This window comes from Neptuniibacter marinus, from assembly GCF_965223595.1.
In the GTDB taxonomy this organism is placed as follows: Bacteria; Pseudomonadota; Gammaproteobacteria; order Pseudomonadales; family Balneatricaceae; genus Neptuniibacter; species Neptuniibacter marinus.
The window spans coordinates 2123287-2139226 of the sequence record NZ_OZ245004.1 but is presented as its reverse complement, the minus strand read 5'-3'; the positions used below and the strand labels follow the sequence as shown (position 1 = coordinate 2139226).

Here is a 15940-nt window from a genome sequence, read left to right as displayed (position 1 = left end):
ATTATTTACGGTGATGAACGATAATCTTTACGACGCGACAACTGATACTTTTTCACCGCATTATTATGTTCTCTAAGCGTTGAAGAAAAGTAATGGCTTCCATCACCTTTTGCAACAAAATAGAGTGCCTTACCCTCTTTAGGGTGAAGTGCCGCAGTAATGGCATCAGGCCCAACCATAGCGATAGGCGTTGGCGGCAGCCCTGAAATTGTGTAGGTATTATAAGGTGTCGGCTTGCGTAGATCTGAACGACGTATATTACCTTTGTAATTATCTCCCATACCGTAGATAACCGTAGGGTCTGTCTGTAAACGCATACCTATATTTAAACGGCGTACAAACACTCCGGCAATAATGGGTCTTTCATCGGCGCGTGCGGTTTCTTTTTCAACAATTGACGCCATGATCAAGGCTTCATATGCAGACTTATAAGGCAATTTTTCATATCGAGATGCCCATTGTTGCTCTAACCGGTCAACAAGCATCTTATGCGACCGTTTAAGCAAGGCAAAAGCTGAACTGTTTTTTTCAAAGCTATAAGTTTCAGCGAGAAAGAGGCCTTCAAGATGTTTATATTCGGTATCTAACTGTTCGAGTAGCTGTTCTGGTGAAAGCCCTTCAATATCGTTCTTTAAATATTGATTTGACTGTAGCGCAGCCAATAGCTGCTTATAATTACTACCTTCTATAATTGTGAAATTGTAATTTATCGAGCGCCCTGAGGTTAATTTCTTCATTAACATGACAGGCGTCATATCAGACGTTAAGTGATATTCGCCCGCTTTAATTTTTCTACCAAGTCCCGTTTGACGAGCATAAAACTTAAGATAATAGATATTTATATTATCATTTTTGGATTTAAGTTTATTAACCAAACCATTGAAGGGTAAGCCTTTATCTATAACAATAACCTCATTATCAGAAAAATTTAAAGGCGTAGCGATATAAAGCTTAAAATCACTATACAGCCAATATGCAGCTGCAACGGCAATCAATAGTAGGCAAGCAATAATAGATAATATTTTTCTCAACAACTTAACTTCCTGAACTAATAAAAGGCAAAAAATGTCTCAAATTCAATCTAATTCTCGACCAAGAATTGATTGCAGTTTTCGAGTTATGGAACCGATCTTATAATGATTATGATCTAAAGCAACGATTGGCCAGATACCAATTAGACTATTACAAATAAATGCTTCACTCGCTTCACTTAAAACGGATGGGGGAAAGCGCCCTTCCACAACCCTTATATCTTCTCTCTGCAATAGAGAGATAATATGATCCCGCATCACACCTTTAACCCCACAACGGTCAATAAGCGGCGTCTGAAGCTCTCCTGCTGCGGAATTAAACCAAAAAAGGTTACTCATTGTACCTTCAATCAGAAAACCTTCAGCATCTAGCATAATCCCTTCTGCAATATTAGGATCATGCCACTCATTACGAGCCATTATCTGGTCTAAACGATTCAGGTGCTTTAATTGCGCCAACACAGGATTAAGAGGCAAACGATAGTCACATAATCGGGTAACAACACCCTGATTAGCCCTATCATAATTTATCACGCGATCAGTTAGCGTCATCACACGGGTCGCTGAAACCTCTTGAGGCGGCATATAACCGCGAAGCCCATTCCCTCTTGTAACGATCAGCTTAAGTGTTTGATCCCCCTGAAACGACAATAGAGCAAGATCTGATTCAATTACAGACTCTATTGCTTCGGGAAACCCTAGCCTTTCTAAGCTAGAACGCATACGATTTAAATGCTGAGATAAAAGCTGTGGGCGCCCATCTACAACAGCAATCGTTTCAAATATCCCATCGCCGTAACAAAATCCTCGATCAGTAACCTTTATCTGATCAGTAGGAATCCCATTTACCCAAACAGCCTGCATAACTTACCTAATAATAATTATATTTTCTTAAAGAGTAGTGATGCGTTAGTCCCACCAAAGCCAAAGGAATTGGATAAAGCGGCCTCTATAACACACGCTTGCGGCGTATGAGGCACATAATTCAGATCACAGCCTTCAGATGGTTGATCTAAATTAATAGTTGCGGGTGCGATTTGATGCTTCAAGGCTTTTACACAGAATATAGCTTCAACAGCGCCCGCAGCTCCGAGTAGATGCCCTATCATTGATTTTGTTGAACTCATCCGAACATTATCAGCCGCACTCCCTAAAACCTGTTTAGCTGCATTAGATTCAGCTACATCCCCTGCGGGAGTCGAAGTGCCATGCGCATTAATATAATTAATTTTATCTAATGTGATTTTAGCGTCCGCAATTGAGTTACTCATCGCTAATGCAGCCCCTTCTCCCGATTCAGGCGGCGCGGTCATATGATAAGCATCATCACTCATACCAAAGCCAGCTAACTCGCAATAGATCTCTGCGCCTCTCGCTTTAGCATGTTCATACTCTTCAAGAACAAGTATGCCTGCTCCATCCCCAAGAACAAAACCATCACGATCTTTATCCCAAGGACGACTAGCCGCTTCTGGGTCTTCATTACGGGTCGATAAAGCTCTAGCCGCTGAAAAACCAGCAATGCCTAGAGGCGTTGTTGCCATCTCAGCACCGCCGGCCAACATAACATCAGCATCGCCATATTGAATCATACGCATTGCCTGACCAATATTGTGCGTTCCTGTTGTACAGGCTGTTGTAATAGCAATATTAGGCCCTTTAAAACCATACTTAATCGCTAAGTTACCGGAAATCATATTAATAATACTACCGGGAACAAAAAAAGGAGAAACTCGACGAGGACCCGACTGACTAAGTATATCGATATTCTTCTCAATCATTGGTAAGCCACCAATGCCTGAACCTATTGCGCATCCTATGCGTCCAGCATTTTTCTCCGTAACTTCGAAACCAGCATCTTCAATTGCCTGTATCCCTGCAGCCAACCCGTACTGGATAAAAAGATCCATTTTACGCGCTTCTTTTTGGCTCACATATTGAGTTACATCGAAGTTTTTAACTGAGGAAGCAAAACGCGTCCCATAGGAGGATGCATCGAAGTGAGTAATAGGTGCCGCACCACTTTTACCCAATAATAACTGGGACCAAGTTTCAGCAACGGTATTACCTATTGGCGTTAACATGCCAATTCCAGTGACAACTACACGCCTATGTGCCATTGAATATCTCCATATACGGAATACAGATGTATAAAATAAGACTGACAGACAAAAGAAAAGCCGCGCTATCTAGGATAGGCGGCTTGTCAGAGATTCGTGCTATTAACGATTACTGGTGTGCGTTGATGTAATCGATTGCTAGCTGAACTGTAGTGATTTTCTCAGCTTCTTCGTCTGGGATCTCTGTTTCGAATTCTTCTTCTAGAGCCATCACTAGCTCAACAGTGTCTAGGGAGTCAGCGCCCAGATCTTCAACGAAAGAAGCTTCTTGAGTAACTTCTTCTTCTTTAACACCCAACTGCTCTGCGATGATCTTTTTTACGCGCTCTTCAATGCTGCTCATATCTCTTCCTATCTTCTTATTAACACCATATACCGATTTAGCATACGGAAAGAAATTTTATTAAAAGCACTTCAGCCAACCAAGTTAACTTAAACCTAATTCAGCTAAAATGAAAACATTCTCTACCTGACGGCACATTATCAACATTTCGAGGAAAAAAACAATTCCCTGAGGCCGCTTTTAGCCCATATACATGCCACCATTGACCTGAATCGACTCTCCAGTCACATATCCGCCACTTTCGCTGGCTAAAAAAACAACAACTGATGCAATTTCTTCGGGTCGCCCAAGGCGATTCAGAGGAATTTGTGATTTCAACGCTTCTTTATGCTCATCAGCAAGCCCACTGGTCATATCGGTATCGATAAACCCAGGCGCAACACAGTTTACCGTAATATTACGGGAACCCACCTCACGCGCTAATGCACGTGTAAAGCCTTCCATGCCTGATTTAGCGGCCGCATAATTAGCTTGTCCAGCATTACCCATAGATGCAACTACTGAGCTGACGCTTATAATACGTCCCCAGCGAGCTTTGGTCATGCCTCTTAGGCAGCCTTTAACCAAGCGAAAAACGGAATTGAGATTAGTATTTAAAACTGAATCCCATTCATCATCTTTCATACGCATCAAGATATTATCACGAGTAATACCTGCATTATTAACAAGTATCTCGATTGTACCGAAATCTGTTTGTACTGTTTTAAGCACATCGGCAACGGAGTCACTACTTGCAACATCCAAAACTAAGCCTGTACCTTTAATACCAGATTCGGATAGATAATCGCTAATGGAAGTAGCGCCATTTTCACTTGTTGCAGTGCCAATAACAATCACTCCCTGCTTACCAAGCTCGAGCGCAATTGCTTTACCTATACCGCGTGTTGCGCCGCTTACAAGCGCTACCTTACCTTCAATACTCATTCTTATTATTCCTTGCTCGTACGATTATGCATTAAGCGCTTTTTCAAGGCCCGCCGCATCATTAATCGCAGCTACGATCAGAGGTCTATGAATTTTTTTATTCAGGCCGGATAATACTTTGCCTGGCCCACATTCTAGTGCGTTTTCAATACCTTGCGCGACCATATTTTGAACGCTTTTGGTCCAAAGTACAGGGCTATATAGCTGACTTAACAGATTTTCTTTTAACTCATCAACTGATGAGGGTACTTTCGCTGTCGTGTTTTGTAAAACCTGAATTTTGGGCATACGAACTTCAATATTTGATAGCTCAATTGCCATCTGCTCAGCGGCAGGTCTCATTAAATCACAATGAGAGGGAACACTCACAGGTAAAGGAATTGCTCTTTTTGCGCCCGCTTCTTTACAATTCACAATAGCACGAGCAACGGCCTCTTTGTGGCCGGCAATAACAACCTGACCTGGACAGTTGTAATTTACAGGTGAAACCACTTCGCCCTGCTCTGCATCTATACAAGCACGTACAATAGCAGCATCTTCAAGACCAAGAATGGCAGCCATAGCACCCGCACCCGCAGGAACAGCCGTTTGCATGAATTCACCGCGCAGTTTCACAAGCTTCACGCCATCTGCAAAACTAATAGCACCAGCACAAACCAGCGCGGTGTACTCTCCTAAACTATGACCGGCAAGAACAGTAGGCATTTCACCCCCCATCTCCTGCCAAAGTCGCCACAAAGCCACACCAGCCGTTAACAGCGCAGGCTGGGTTTTATCTGTCTGATCAAGATCTTCTGAAGGACCGTTCTGAACAAGCTCCCATAGGTCATAACCTAGAACCTCCGATGCTTCTGCAAAGGTATCGGTGATCACAGGATGAGATTCTGCTAATTCAGCAAGCATTCCCTGTTGTTGGGAGCCTTGTCCCGGAAAAACAAAAGCGAGTTTTTGCGACATGATTTCCTCAAATCGACAATAAAATTAATAGCAAGCCTGCGGATTAATAAAAGAATACAGACCAAAGGGGCGTAGTTTACAACATTACGAGGTAATTAAAACCGCTATAAAGCGAATCAAGCAAGCTTATGCTCAATTTCATTGCATATCTTACTTGGGAGGTTTTGCTCTACTTCGGCTACAGCTTGATCTAGCGCATAACCAAAACAGGTTTTATTAGCTGCCCCATGACTCTTGATCACAATTCCTTGCAAACCTAACAAGCTTGCACCATTGCGTCGAGATGGGTCCAACTGCTGTTTTATTTCACTCAAAATCGGACTAGCAAGAAAGGCTAATACTTTACGATACAAGCCTTTTTTAAAACTCGATTGGAATTTATGGCTCATCAACCGCGCCAAGCCTTCACTGCTTTTAAGCGCTATATTACCGACAAAGCCATCACAAACAACAACATCGGCCTTGCCTTTGTATATATCATCCCCTTCAATGTAGCCGATATAATTAAGGCCACCCTTCTCTTCAATTAAGCGAGAAGCAAGCTTAACCTGTTCATTACCTTTAACTTCCTCGGCGCCTATATTGAGCAAGCCGATTCTAGGCTCAGCTATACCATCCACCGCTTGCACCATTACAGACCCCATTATAGCAAACTGAAGAAGGTGCTCAGCACTGCAATCAACATTAGCGCCAAGGTCAAGTATGTGGCAATGCCCATCAGCAGTCGGAACAGTTGAAGTAATAGCGGGTCGATCCACATTAGGCAATGTGCGTAATATATAACGCCCCAAAACCATCAACGCTCCAGTATTTCCAGCACTGACACAGGCCTGCGCCTGCTTATCACCAACCAACTGAAGCGCTTTAAACATTGAGGACTCTTGACCGTTACGAATCGTTAGCGAAGGTTTCGCGCACATTGAGATAGTCTCAGCCGCATGAACAACATCAAGACGACAAGCAACTTCAGAGTTTAGCTGGGTCAAAAAAGGGGTAATAGCTTCTTGATGGCCAACAAGTTTGACCGAAAGATGCGGGTAACGTTTTAATGCGTCGATTGTAGCGGGGATCGTAATGCGGGGACCGAAGTCCCCGCCCATCACATCAACTGCAATGGTGTAGTAGGCTGACAATATTACTCGTCGTCCTGCTTAATTACTTGCTTACCACGGTAGAAACCGTCAGCAGATACATGGTGACGAAGATGCGTTTCACCTGTAGTAGTTTCTACAGATAGAGTCGGGTTTCCTAGCGCATCGTGTGAACGACGCATATCGCGACGGGAACGTGACTTCTTACTTTTCTGAACTGCCATGACTAAATAGCTCCTGGTTCTTTCTATTTGTTATTGGCTTTTAATTGCGCCAACACACTAAATGGATTCGGTTTATCGTTGTTTTCTGCCACTGCCCCGGCATCGCCGTATGAAGTTTTGATCGAGCAATCATCATGATAAGCATCATGGGGAAGACTCAAAATCAACTCTTCTTCAACCACAGAAAGCAACTCAATCTCTTCATCCCCTACTATCAGAGGATCATAAATGCGAGGAAGCTGTTTTGCAGCATCCTCACTGGCAGCAAGGCCAAGATTAAAATCTACCTCTACGGCAACCTCTACTGGATCTAAGCAACGTTGACACGTCATGAAAACATGACCTTCAGCGCTGCCAGTAATGGTACGAATACGCTGTTCATCAACAGCAAACTGGAGATCGACATCAATAGAGCCTTCTGTACCAATCAATGATTGGCAAAGTATAGGCACCTTATCTAAGGCGACTGCACCTGTTATCCGCACTTCCCGCTCAGCAAGTTTTCGCGGGTCTACTTTGTTAGGTAATGGACCGTTTGACATAAGCGCGCAATTCTAGGGCTCGAAAACCCATCTGTCAAAGACTTTGGGGTTTAATTATGTAATAAAACCGCTAATATTCGAGCCTTCATACATTAACGGTTAAAAAAAGACATGAGAAACCTGATTTTAGCATCTAGTTCACCGTTTCGTCGTCAAATTCTAGACAAATTACAGCTTAAATACGCCTGCATTTCTCCAGATATAGATGAATCACCTCTAGCTAATGAAACACCCGAGGATCTCGTTGCACGATTAGCCATAGAAAAGGCACAAAAAGTAGCTGGCACTGAGCCTGATAGCTTAATCATAGGCTCAGACCAAGTCGCTGTTTTAGGCAATGAAATTTTAGGTAAGCCCCATACTCATGAAAATGCAGTCAAACAGCTACAAAAACTATCAGGACACACCGTTACTTTTTTAACAGGCCTAGCCCTGATCAATTCAAAAAGTGGTGAGGTTCAAAGCGAAACGGTGCCATTTAACGTTGTTTTTAGAACATTAACAGATGAGATGATTGAACATTACCTGCATGCAGAGCAGCCTTATAATTGCGCAGGCAGTTTTAAATCAGAAGCACTCGGCATCGTATTGTTTGAACGTTTAGAAGGTGAAGACCCAAACACCCTTATCGGCCTCCCTTTAATTCGTTTGGTGCGTATGCTGGAAAAAGAGGGGCTCAATGTCCTGTAGCCGCTAGAGTTTACCGCTAACGGTGTGTTAGATAAAAAAATGGAGGGCTTAGCCCTCCATTTTTCTCATAAGCACGCTAATTAGCGCAGTTGTGCACCCTGACTTAAGCCCAGCTGTGCACTTATCGCTTTGGTAAAACTAACACCAAGCTCATCCACAATCTGCTTCCATGGTTGGCGCTTTGGTGTGTAGTCAACAAGCTTCTCGACTTTAACGACTTCTCGCGCCACTGAACTCGTGCTGCCCAAGCCATCAATAAGACCTAAATCAACGGCCTGCTCTCCCGTCCATACAAGGCCACTAAACAATCGAGGATCGTCTTTTAAGCGATCACCACGCCCCTGCTTAACTTGATCAATAAACTGCTTGTGCGTGGTGTTAAGTACACTTTGCCAAAACTCTTTTTCGGCTTCATTACTTGGAGAGTAAGGGTCAAGAAAAGCCTTATGCTCACCTGCAGTATAAAGGCGGCGTTCGACCCCGACTTTATCCATTAGGTCAACAAAGCCAAACCCGCCTGCCACAACACCAATAGAGCCTACTAAGCTTGCTTTATCTGCATAGATAGCATCCGATGCAGCCGCTATATAATAAGCTCCTGACGCACCAATATCCGCGATAACAGAATAGAGAGGCTTCTCCGGGTGCATCGTGCGAAGGCGCTTAATCTCATCATAGATATAGCCCGCTTGAACAGGACTACCGCCAGGACTATTTATACGCAAAACAACCGCTTTTGCATTGTCTTCTTCAAAAGCTTCACGGAGTGACCAGATAATCGCGTCGGCACTCGCCTCATCATCAGCACTAATGGGTCCTTTCACTTCTATAACTGCAGTATGTGCTTCAAGTGAGGAGCTTTTTTCTAGATCATTATTAAAAAGTAGAAGACCCATCAACGCAAACAGGTACCCAAAAGTCAGAAATTTAAAGAAGATCCCCCAGCGACGTGCTCTACGCTGTTCGACAAACATCCCATTTAAGAGTTTCTCTATAAGCTTCCACTCTTTTTTACTTGAGGAGTCTTGTTTAGCATTCTCTACCGCTTTACCTAATTTACTATTCGCATCTATATCAGATTGAGTATCACTTACTGAATCATTAATAGCTTCGTCTTCTGACGCTTGGCCTTTTTTTTCATTCCATGGATTATCAGACACAAATCACTCCTGTTAGGCAAAAGCGCCTTTACTATCTAACCAATGTTCCAGTTCTGGAAAATTATCCACCTCCAAAACCGGATCAAAACCTTTTAAACGATCAATATGATGCGCACCATAACTTACCGCAATCACATCCATACCTGCTCGCTTACCCATTTCGAGATCATATTCCGTATCGCCGATCATTATTGCTTCAGAGGCAAGAACCCCTGTTTCAGCTAATATTTCTTCCAACATAAGCGGGTTAGGTTTAGATATAGTTTCATCCGCACAACGCGAAATTTCAAAAAGGTAAGCCAAACCCGTTTGAGCAAAAGCCCTATCTAAACCACGACGACTTTTGCCCGTTGCAACCGCCATACGCATCCCCTTGGCATGCATACTTTCTAAAGTATTTTGCACCCCCGGAAACAAAGGGGTTGGGGTTTCATTAACACCTAAGAAATGATGCCCATACTGAACACGCATCTGCTCAATACCAGAATCATCTATATCTGGAATCAGTATTCTGATCGCCTCAGGCAAACCCAAGCCGATAATATTCATCACAGAAGCACTGGATGGCACAGGAAACTCACAATCAAGCGCTGCCGCTTGCATGCTAGAAATGATACGTGCAGTTGAATCAATAACCGTACCATCCCAATCAAAAATCAATAACTTATACACAAAACTCCCTTGAGCCATCTTAAATTAATGAGAATACATCTATATATAGGACTGAGCGCAAACTTCAAGCAAACTTATTAATTATTGACCTATATCTTGCTTTACTTAAGTGACGTAACGTATATTTCAGGAACTTATCCTTAAAAAAAGTTAAAAATGCAATTAAGTCGATTTACCGATTATACGCTTCGCGTGCTTTTCTATGCCGCCATTCATAAAGACCGTCTCGTCACACTTTCAGAGATAGCTAATTACTATGGTATATCTATTGAGCATCTTAGAAAGGTTGTACACGCTTTAGCGAAGTCGGGCCATTTAGCCACATTTCGCGGAAAAAAAGGTGGCATAAAATTAGCGCAAGCATCAGCAAAAATAAATCTTGCTGACATTGTCAATCAATCAGAAGGCTCACAGCCGCTAATTAACTGTGCAGAACAAGCCTGCTGTCTGAGCAATCAATGCTCACTACAAGAGGTCTTAGTTGAGGCCCAGCAAGCATTTATAAAGGTATTAGAAAAATATACCCTCGAAGATCTGTTAACCAATCCTAAAATGCGCACACTTCTCATTGCTCGCAGTACTGGTTAACAAATCTATCAACGTGTAAAACATTAGTCGTACAAAATGCTAAGGTCATATAAATACATCTAAAAAAGCCCAGACTTGAAATAAAAACATCTCAAACACGGGCTTTTAAACATAGCTGACAACTTAATCTTCCGATACTTCAAGCTTTTCAGGTGAGATCAATACACCATTATTATCGGCATAGACATATTCTCCTGGGTGGAAAGTCACACCACCAAACGTCAAGTTAACATTAAGCTCACCTAACCCTTTTTTATCTGTTTTCATTGGATGTGCGCCTAGTGCTTGAACACCAATATTAAGATCAGCAATCGCGTTAACATCACGGATACAACCGTAGATAATAATCCCTTCCCAGCCATTAACCGTTGCTTTTTCAGCTAGCATATCACCCAGCATGGCTTTACGCATCGAGCCACCACCGTCAACAACAAGCACTTTACCTTTACCTGGAAGTGCAACCTGTTCACGAACTAAAGAGTTATCTTCAAATGCTTTCAGCGTGACAATTTCACCCCCAAAACGCTCTTTACCACCAAAATTACCAAACATTGGTTCTACGACCTGTACCAGGTCTGGAAATTGATCACATAGTTCTGGTAAAAGATCTTCCACAGTTAGCTCCTTAATTGGGATTTATGGCATACAGCTTGGTGCTATATACCGTAAAATAAAACATGTATATTCGCCGATTCATTGTGCAATTGCACTACAACTTAGGCAGGAATTTAGGAAACATTAATCCACATGTGCATTAAAAGAACACCCTTATTCCCCGTTATCACCCTGACAATGGCTAGCAGTATTATCATAACGGGCTGTGCGCAGAAAGCACCGCCTGCATGCACTTATCCTTACGACCAATGCACCCCAGCACCCCCTCGAACATCCGCAAAGCCTAACCAAGGGGCTCATCCGCCTGAATATTCCATCACCGCCCAAAGCAGAAGAGCGACAGCGCGCATACATCACAACACAGCAAACCGCTCAACTTCAATACCTGCGAGCAAACCATCTAAGGTCGTGATTATAGAAACACTCAGAAAACCATACCAGCAAACACGACCGCCAAGCTCATTTGAGCGCGAAAAAGGTTCAGTCCCCCTTTTGCCCTTTTACACTTTACAGCTTGGCGCCTATCAAAAAAGCAGTAACCTGCAACGGCTAATCAATACCATTGAAGATAAAAGCGATCTATTTACTTATTCGATAAAAACTAACCTTCGTGGGATCGCTTATGGTCAATTTAAGACAATAGATGAGGCTAAAGCGCAGGATACATGGCTAACCCAGCATGGGATTGATGACTTTTTTATACGCAAGCTTCCTGCAAATGCAAAAGCGTTATGGGCTGACTAAATATTAATAGCTATCCGAGAACTTAAAACACAGCCGAGTGGCTGTGTTTTAGATAGAGTGATACAGTTTATTAATGGTGAGTATGTAGTTGCGCTAGCAGCATTTGAATAGGATGAGGAATAACTTGCTCATCTATACGCTTAACTTGGCTACGACAAGAATATCCTGTTGCAACTAGCTTATTCTTATTCTCAGGCGCATTTACCACATCAGACCAACTCAATTGGTAGATAGCCCTAGAGGTTTCTGCATTTTGAGTTTCATGCCCATAAGTCCCCGACATACCGCAACAGCCGACCGTTTGAATACTCAGTTTTTGCCCCATAGCTTCATAAATCTCCTGCCACAGGCGAATTGAGGGAGCCACCGAGGTTTTTTCGGTACAATGCGCGAGCAATTTAAACTCGGCACTAGGCAGATGCGGCGAGTTGTACGTTTTAAGACGATCAGTATGTGTGACTAACCACTCCTGAATTAGCTGAACGTTAGGTAGCTCTTTTTCAGGTATGATATAACCGTACTCTTGGCGGTAAGTTAAGGTCATGGAAGGGTCAACGCCGATAAGCGGTACGCCTGTTTCGTCTAAGGCTTTAAGCATAGCACCGTTAGATTCAGCGGCCTTCTCAAATGCCTTCATAAAACCATGTACATGCAGTGGCTTACCGTTGGGTTTAAAAGGTGCCATCAACACATAAAAACCTAGGCCCGTTAAGAGATCAACTAGATCCAAGACAAGTTGAGATTCAAAATAACTGGTGAACGCATCCTGTACGATAATAACCGCATTATCACGCTCCTCAATACTTAAGCCTTTTATCAGTTCTGGTGTTGCAAACTGAACTCCACGGGCTTTCATGCCAGAGATTAAGCTGTTGGTACAGATAGCTGGGCTATCAACCATACCTACATGTTTACGGAAAATAGCTTTAAGCGCCCTATTCTTCATAGCCCAGTTGTAAGGTGCCGGAAACTTCGCAAGCCATGGAATCATGTACTCTAAACTGCCCACCATATAGTCTTTAGCTGGACGTAAGTAACGCCCGTAGTACACCTCTAAAAAGCGCGCTCTAAAATCGGGAACATTAACCTTAATGGGGCACTGACCAACACAAGATTTACAGGCTAAGCAAGCCATCATGGATTCATGCACTTCGTGAGAGAAGTCATATTCATTATCTTTTGTTTTTGACAATGTATTTTTAATACGACTCGGCAGTGAAGCGATAAACGAACGTGTTTTCACTTTAGCTGATTCAGCTTGTAAGTCAGTACCTGTTTTTTCCACTAAACGAAGCCACTCTCTAATTAATGACGAACGGCCTTTAGGCGAATTAATACGCTGCCGAGTGCCTTTCCATGAAGGGCACATCGCGTCATTCGGATCGTAGTTAAAACAAGCTCCATTGCCGTTACAAAACATCGCTGAGTCATACTCTTCCCGTACAGCAGCGCTGATCTGACGATCAAACTGACCACGGGTTGGTACTTGATCAATTTTAAGCAGTTCAGCGCCCTCAATTGCAGGGGTAGCAATTTTCCCAGGGTTCATCTGATTTCGAGGGTCAAACGTAGCTTTAATCTTTTGAAGCTCTGGGTATAGTTCACCAAAAAATTCAGGCGAGTATTCAGAACGAACCCCTTTACCATGCTCGCCCCAAAGCAGCCCTTTATATTTAACCGTAAGCGCAACCACTTGATCGGTAACTTCACGAATCAGCGATTCTTGCCGCTCATCTTTCATGTCGATTGCGGGGCGCACATGAAGCACGCCAGCATCAACATGGCCAAACATGCCGTATGCCAACTCCCTATCATCTAGCACCTTGCGGAACTCCATAATAAAGTCAGCAAGGTTTTCTGGTGGAACCGCTGTATCTTCAACAAAAGGGATCGGGCGCTCTTGGCCTTTGGCGTTGCCTAATAAGCCAACCGATTTTTTACGCATGGCCCAGACTTTGTTAATTTCTACCGCACCATACACAACCGAGAAACCAAAGCTCTTACCCGTTTTACCTTCAACGGTCTTTAAATGGGCTTCTAACTTTTCAACATCGGCTTTTAATGCGGCCTCATCATCAGAGGTGTATTCAACTAAGTTGATCCCTTTTATGTCAGGCTCGCCCGCTTCGGTTGGAAAATAAGCACTGACTGTATCCCAAATAATATCGCCCATTGCTAAGTTAAGTACTTTAGAATCAATGGTTTCTATTGATGTTGGGTTGAACTTCATTAAGTCTGTAGCATCACGTAATGAGGTTTCAAAACTATCGTATTTAATATTAACCAGCGCTGCATATTTAGGGATAGGTAGCACATTAAGCTTCGCTTCCGTAATAAAAGTGAGCGAGCCTTCACCACCACACAATACAGAATTTAGATTAAAAAGGCCGTTTTCATCGCGGATATGTGCAAGATCATAACCGGTAAGACAGCGGTTAAGCTTAGGGAATTTCGCATTAATTAGTTCTTTCTTTTCAGTGAAAATCGCATCAATTTGACGATGCACCTCGCCTACTTTGTCGTCACGCTTTTTAATCTTAGCCAGTTCATCGTCTGTAATAGGCTTAGATGACCAAACCTCACCACCAAGAAACACTGAGTTAAGCTCAAGCACATGGTCACGGGTTTTCCCGTACATAACAGAGCCTTGACCACTGGCATCGGTATTGATCATGCCACCAATGGTTGCACGGTTACTGGTGGATAGCTCGGGTGCAAAAAACAAACCATAAGGTTTTAACGCGCGGTTCAGCTGATCCTTTACTACACCGCCTTGAACGCGTACCCAGTGCTCCTCTGCATTGATCTCTAATACCTGATTCATATGCTTGGAAACATCAACGATCAAACCGTCTGTTAAGGATTGACCATTAGTCCCTGTACCACCGCCACGGGCACTTAATTTCACCTCGGCAAACCGCGTTTCATCCGCCAACTTAGCAATAAGTACCAAATCCTGCTCTGATCGAGGGTAAAGTACCCCTTGCGGTAACATCTGGTAGATACTGTTATCCGTAGATAGCACAATGCGGTTCGCGTAATCAGGGTTTAGATCACCGGAAAAACCGTTTTGTTTAAGTGCATCAATATAATCAAGATACAGGGCGTTAGTGGTTTCGACTTGCGAAAGACGAGGGATCATCTTTTAGGACCTCTATAGGCAACCGCAGCACTGATCGGCTCAAAAATCAGGCTTATATCGCGGTTATTGCTCAAATTTGTGATATTGGCTGCTATGATGCAGAATTGTTATTTATCAATCAAACGATAAAATTCTATTAATTAATTGATTATGTCGAATAATATATCTATACGCCATCTACGTGCTTTCACTGAAATTGCTAAAAGTGGCAGTTTTACGCGGGCGGCCGAAAACCTACATCTGACTCAATCAACACTCACCGCCACAATAAAGCAGCTTGAAGAGCAGGTCGAGTTGAAGCTGTTTGACCGCACAACCCGCCGCGTTATCCTAACCGGCGAAGGGGGAAACTTTTTCCCAGTAGCAGAAAAACTAATCTCCGATTTTGATACCGCTTTTAATGACCTAAAAGCAACCACATCACAACAAAAAGGTAAGATCGGTATTGCAGCCTCGCCCTCAATGATTGGCCGAATGCTGCCTGAGATTATCAAATCCTACCATCAAACCTATGCCAATATAGGGATTTACCTGCGCGATGATAATGCGAGTGGCATCGAGCAACGGGTATTAGAAAATGATGTGGATTTTGGCTTAGGAGGTAATCATTCGAATCAACCGGAATTAAATTATCAACCGGTTTTAATGGATCAGTACGGGATTGTCCTCCCTTCAGACCACCCTTTAAGCCAAACGGCACAATTGAATTGGGCACAAGTGAGCTCACTACCAATAATCCATTTAACCACGGATACCGGCACCCGTTCACAGTTATATAAATTAGAAAGGGAAAACAATCTGGGATTAAATACCCAAAGCCCATTAATTGAAGTCTCAACCCCGGCTGGACTAGCAGATATGGTAAAAACGGGGCTAGGTGTTTCTATACTTCCGGCACTTGCGGCCAGCACTAGCGCCTTTTCAACGCTAATATTTGTGCCTTTGCAATCACCGGAACTAGAACGAAAAATTTACATTATTACCCGTAAAGGTCGCGCGCTAAGCCCAGCCGCAGAAACAATGATGATTATGCTGCAGGATTATTTTAAAACGACTCAGCTCCCCCATCATGTAACTAAAGCTTTTTCTTAACCTAA

Annotated in this window: 17 protein-coding genes; 4 read left to right on the top strand and 13 right to left on the bottom strand. The window is 43.1% G+C overall.

Annotation, left to right across the window (positions count from 1 at the left end; translation table 11 throughout):
* Positions 1 to 5: 5 nt before the first annotated feature.
* From mltG to ACOQOE_RS09950, 9 genes are all read right to left on the bottom strand, one after another.
* The gene (gene mltG, locus ACOQOE_RS09990; RefSeq protein WP_420553900.1) at positions 6 to 1034 is read right to left on the bottom strand and encodes an endolytic transglycosylase MltG; all 1029 of its coding nucleotides are present in this window, start codon (positions 1032 to 1034) and stop codon (positions 6 to 8) included.
* Between the two features lie 42 nt (positions 1035 to 1076).
* Positions 1077 to 1895: an aminodeoxychorismate lyase gene (gene pabC / locus ACOQOE_RS09985; RefSeq protein WP_420553899.1), complete on the bottom strand. Its 819-nt coding sequence runs from the start codon at positions 1893 to 1895 to the stop codon at positions 1077 to 1079.
* A 17-nt stretch (positions 1896 to 1912) separates the two neighbouring features.
* Positions 1913 to 3151 (bottom strand): beta-ketoacyl-ACP synthase II, encoded by a 1239-nt coding sequence (fabF, locus tag ACOQOE_RS09980; RefSeq protein ID WP_420553898.1) that lies wholly within the window; start codon positions 3149 to 3151, stop codon positions 1913 to 1915.
* 109 nt (positions 3152 to 3260) lie between these two features.
* Positions 3261 to 3494 (bottom strand): acyl carrier protein, encoded by a 234-nt coding sequence (acpP, locus tag ACOQOE_RS09975; RefSeq protein ID WP_067864849.1) that lies wholly within the window; start codon positions 3492 to 3494, stop codon positions 3261 to 3263.
* Between the two features lie 180 nt (positions 3495 to 3674).
* Positions 3675 to 4418, bottom strand: a complete 744-nt coding sequence (gene fabG / locus ACOQOE_RS09970; protein ID WP_420553897.1) for a 3-oxoacyl-ACP reductase FabG — start codon at positions 4416 to 4418, stop codon at positions 3675 to 3677.
* A gap of 24 nt (positions 4419 to 4442) precedes the next feature.
* The gene (gene fabD / locus ACOQOE_RS09965) at positions 4443 to 5375 is read right to left on the bottom strand and encodes an ACP S-malonyltransferase (RefSeq protein ID WP_067864853.1); all 933 of its coding nucleotides are present in this window, start codon (positions 5373 to 5375) and stop codon (positions 4443 to 4445) included.
* A 116-nt stretch (positions 5376 to 5491) separates the two neighbouring features.
* Positions 5492 to 6508 carry a phosphate acyltransferase PlsX gene (plsX, locus tag ACOQOE_RS09960; RefSeq protein ID WP_420553896.1) on the bottom strand — a complete coding sequence of 339 codons (1017 nt, stop codon included), beginning with the start codon at positions 6506 to 6508 and terminating at the stop codon, positions 5492 to 5494.
* A 2-nt stretch (positions 6509 to 6510) separates the two neighbouring features.
* Positions 6511 to 6690, bottom strand: a complete 180-nt coding sequence (rpmF, locus tag ACOQOE_RS09955; protein ID WP_067864854.1) for a 50S ribosomal protein L32 — start codon at positions 6688 to 6690, stop codon at positions 6511 to 6513.
* A 23-nt stretch (positions 6691 to 6713) separates the two neighbouring features.
* Complete coding sequence (locus ACOQOE_RS09950; protein WP_420553895.1) at positions 6714 to 7232, bottom strand: YceD family protein; 519 nt, start codon at positions 7230 to 7232, stop codon at positions 6714 to 6716.
* Positions 7233 to 7343: 111 nt separating this feature from the next.
* Between ACOQOE_RS09950 and ACOQOE_RS09945 the strand changes: the two genes are divergently transcribed.
* Positions 7344 to 7922, top strand: coding sequence for a Maf family protein (locus ACOQOE_RS09945; protein ID WP_067864860.1), 579 nt, complete (start codon positions 7344 to 7346; stop codon positions 7920 to 7922).
* Positions 7923 to 8002: 80 nt separating this feature from the next.
* Here ACOQOE_RS09945 and sppA read toward each other — a convergent pair whose 3' ends face one another.
* Entirely contained in the window at positions 8003 to 9082 is a 1080-nt protein-coding gene (sppA, locus tag ACOQOE_RS09940) for a signal peptide peptidase SppA (RefSeq protein WP_407937491.1), read from the bottom strand.
* 12 nt (positions 9083 to 9094) lie between these two features.
* Positions 9095 to 9754 carry an HAD-IA family hydrolase gene (locus tag ACOQOE_RS09935; protein WP_075107918.1) on the bottom strand — a complete coding sequence of 220 codons (660 nt, stop codon included), beginning with the start codon at positions 9752 to 9754 and terminating at the stop codon, positions 9095 to 9097.
* Between the two features lie 156 nt (positions 9755 to 9910).
* Between ACOQOE_RS09935 and ACOQOE_RS09930 the strand changes: the two genes are divergently transcribed.
* Positions 9911 to 10342: an RrF2 family transcriptional regulator gene (locus tag ACOQOE_RS09930; RefSeq protein ID WP_067864866.1), complete on the top strand. Its 432-nt coding sequence runs from the start codon at positions 9911 to 9913 to the stop codon at positions 10340 to 10342.
* Between the two features lie 123 nt (positions 10343 to 10465).
* Here the strand turns inward: ACOQOE_RS09930 and rraA are convergent, their stop codons facing one another.
* Positions 10466 to 10957: a ribonuclease E activity regulator RraA gene (gene rraA, locus ACOQOE_RS09925; RefSeq protein WP_420553894.1), complete on the bottom strand. Its 492-nt coding sequence runs from the start codon at positions 10955 to 10957 to the stop codon at positions 10466 to 10468.
* Between the two features lie 132 nt (positions 10958 to 11089).
* Between rraA and ACOQOE_RS09920 the strand changes: the two genes are divergently transcribed.
* Positions 11090 to 11701 (top strand): hypothetical protein, encoded by a 612-nt coding sequence (locus tag ACOQOE_RS09920; protein WP_420553893.1) that lies wholly within the window; start codon positions 11090 to 11092, stop codon positions 11699 to 11701.
* A gap of 70 nt (positions 11702 to 11771) precedes the next feature.
* Here the strand turns inward: ACOQOE_RS09920 and ACOQOE_RS09915 are convergent, their stop codons facing one another.
* Positions 11772 to 14843: an FAD-binding and (Fe-S)-binding domain-containing protein gene (locus tag ACOQOE_RS09915; RefSeq protein WP_420553892.1), complete on the bottom strand. Its 3072-nt coding sequence runs from the start codon at positions 14841 to 14843 to the stop codon at positions 11772 to 11774.
* Positions 14844 to 14993: 150 nt separating this feature from the next.
* Between ACOQOE_RS09915 and ACOQOE_RS09910 the strand changes: the two genes are divergently transcribed.
* Positions 14994 to 15935: a LysR family transcriptional regulator gene (locus ACOQOE_RS09910; protein ID WP_067864885.1), complete on the top strand. Its 942-nt coding sequence runs from the start codon at positions 14994 to 14996 to the stop codon at positions 15933 to 15935.
* Positions 15936 to 15940: the final 5 nt, after the last annotated feature.

What these genes read in the sequence shown, in the direction of transcription:
- pabC (WP_420553899.1), bottom strand. Translation starts at nt 1,895, where the DNA reads ATGCAGGCTGTTTGGGTAAATGGGATTCCTACTGATCAGATAAAGGTT.
- fabF (WP_420553898.1), bottom strand. Translation starts at nt 3,151, where the DNA reads ATGGCACATAGGCGTGTAGTTGTCACTGGAATTGGCATGTTAACGCCA.
- acpP (WP_067864849.1), bottom strand. Translation starts at nt 3,494, where the DNA reads ATGAGCAGCATTGAAGAGCGCGTAAAAAAGATCATCGCAGAGCAGTTG.
- fabG (WP_420553897.1), bottom strand. Translation starts at nt 4,418, where the DNA reads ATGAGTATTGAAGGTAAGGTAGCGCTTGTAAGCGGCGCAACACGCGGT.
- fabD (WP_067864853.1), bottom strand. Translation starts at nt 5,375, where the DNA reads ATGTCGCAAAAACTCGCTTTTGTTTTTCCGGGACAAGGCTCCCAACAA.
- rpmF (WP_067864854.1), bottom strand. Translation starts at nt 6,690, where the DNA reads ATGGCAGTTCAGAAAAGTAAGAAGTCACGTTCCCGTCGCGATATGCGT.
- ACOQOE_RS09950 (WP_420553895.1), bottom strand. Translation starts at nt 7,232, where the DNA reads ATGTCAAACGGTCCATTACCTAACAAAGTAGACCCGCGAAAACTTGCT.
- ACOQOE_RS09945 (WP_067864860.1), top strand. Translation starts at nt 7,344, where the DNA reads ATGAGAAACCTGATTTTAGCATCTAGTTCACCGTTTCGTCGTCAAATT.
- ACOQOE_RS09930 (WP_067864866.1), top strand. Translation starts at nt 9,911, where the DNA reads ATGCAATTAAGTCGATTTACCGATTATACGCTTCGCGTGCTTTTCTAT.
- ACOQOE_RS09920 (WP_420553893.1), top strand. Translation starts at nt 11,090, where the DNA reads ATGTGCATTAAAAGAACACCCTTATTCCCCGTTATCACCCTGACAATG.
- ACOQOE_RS09915 (WP_420553892.1), bottom strand. Translation starts at nt 14,843, where the DNA reads ATGATCCCTCGTCTTTCGCAAGTCGAAACCACTAACGCCCTGTATCTT.
- ACOQOE_RS09910 (WP_067864885.1), top strand. Translation starts at nt 14,994, where the DNA reads ATGTCGAATAATATATCTATACGCCATCTACGTGCTTTCACTGAAATT.